This is a genomic window from Vibrio sp. 10N.222.52.C3, from assembly GCF_041474195.1.
GTDB classification, from domain to species: domain Bacteria; phylum Pseudomonadota; class Gammaproteobacteria; order Enterobacterales; family Vibrionaceae; genus Vibrio; species Vibrio crassostreae_C.
On the sequence record NZ_JBFRTQ010000187.1, the window covers coordinates 1 to 1,182 of the forward strand.

At 46.4% G+C, this 1,182-nt stretch carries 4 protein-coding genes; all 4 read right to left on the reverse strand.

Annotation, left to right across the window (positions count from 1 at the left end; all coding sequences use genetic code 11):
- Positions 1-26: 26 nt before the first annotated feature.
- On the reverse strand, positions 27-281 hold the full coding sequence (rpsQ, locus tag AB4517_RS21660) for a 30S ribosomal protein S17 (RefSeq protein WP_004736739.1): 255 nt from the start codon (positions 279-281) through the stop codon (positions 27-29).
- The gene (gene rpmC, locus AB4517_RS21665) at positions 281-472 is read right to left on the reverse strand and encodes a 50S ribosomal protein L29 (RefSeq protein ID WP_004736737.1); all 192 of its coding nucleotides are present in this window, start codon (positions 470-472) and stop codon (positions 281-283) included. The genes rpsQ and rpmC overlap by 1 nt, the downstream gene beginning before the upstream one ends.
- Positions 472-882 carry a 50S ribosomal protein L16 gene (gene rplP, locus AB4517_RS21670; RefSeq protein ID WP_004736736.1) on the reverse strand — a complete coding sequence of 137 codons (411 nt, stop codon included), beginning with the start codon at positions 880-882 and terminating at the stop codon, positions 472-474. Before rplP ends, rpmC begins: the two co-directional genes overlap by 1 nt.
- An 11-nt stretch (positions 883-893) precedes the next feature.
- The coding region (gene rpsC, locus AB4517_RS21675; RefSeq protein ID WP_372149924.1) for a 30S ribosomal protein S3 at positions 894-1,182 on the reverse strand (289 nt) is incomplete at its 5' end.

The window sequence follows — 1,182 nt, forward strand, 5'->3', positions numbered from 1 at the left end:
GCTTATAAGTTATAGAATTACAAAGATTAAATCTTCGCTTTTTCTAGAACTTTAACCAATGTCCAAGACTTAGTCTTAGACAGAGGACGACACTCAGCGATTTCAACTTTGTCGCCTAGGCCACAAGTGTTGTCTTCGTCGTGTGCGTGTACTTTAGTCGTGCGTTTGATGAACTTACCGTAAATTGGGTGTTTTACAGTGCGTTCAATAGCAACAACGATAGACTTGTCCATCTTGTCGCTTACTACACGGCCTTGCTGGATGCGGTTAGTTTCGCTCATTATGCGCCTGCCTTTTCAGTCAAAACAGTTTTCACACGTGCGATGTCACGGCGTACAGCTTTTAGAGTATGAGTTTGCTGAAGTTGACCAGTTGCAGCTTGCATGCGCAAGTTGAACTGTTCACGTAGCAAATTCAATAGCTCAGCGTTAAGCTCTTCAACGTTCTTTTCGCGTAGATCTTGTGCTTTCATCACATCACCTGCTTAGTTACAAAAGTAGTTTTAACAGGCAGTTTACGTGCCGCTAGGCGGAACGCTTCACGTGCCAACTCTTCAGGTACGCCATTCATCTCGTACATAACTTTGCCTGGTTGGATTTGAGCAACCCAGTACGCAACTGAACCTTTACCTTTACCTTGACGAACTTCAAGAGGCTTTTCAGTAATTGGCTTGTCTGGGAATACACGAATCCAGATTTGACCTTGACGCTTAATGTGACGTGTCATAGCACGACGTGCCGCTTCGATTTGACGTGCAGTCAGGCGACCACGGCCAACAGCTTTAAGACCGAATTCGCCGAAGCTTACTTCAGTACCTTTAGCTAGACCACGGTTACGACCAGTCATAACCTTGCGGAACTTAGTACGTTTTGGTTGTAGCATCGTTCGACTCCTTACTTACGGCCTTTACGCTGCTTCTTAGGCTTATCGCCTTTTGGCTCTACTGCGTTAGCAGCTGGCATACCGCCTAGAATCTCACCTTTGAAGATCCAAACTTTAATGCCGATCACACCGTATTGAGTGTGAGCCGAAGAAGTTGCGTAATCAATGTCTGCACGTAGAGTGTGTAGAGGCACACGGCCTTCACGGTACCACTCAGAACGTGCGATTTCAGCACCGCCAAGACGGCCGCCTACTTGTACTTTGATGCCTTTAGCGCCTAGACGCATAGCATTTTGTACC

Coding starts and splice junctions, on each gene's coding strand:
- rpsQ (WP_004736739.1), bottom strand. CDS start 281: ATGAGCGAAACTAACCGCATCCAGCAAGGCCGTGTAGTAAGCGACAAG.
- rpmC (WP_004736737.1), bottom strand. CDS start 472: ATGAAAGCACAAGATCTACGCGAAAAGAACGTTGAAGAGCTTAACGCT.
- rplP (WP_004736736.1), bottom strand. CDS start 882: ATGCTACAACCAAAACGTACTAAGTTCCGCAAGGTTATGACTGGTCGT.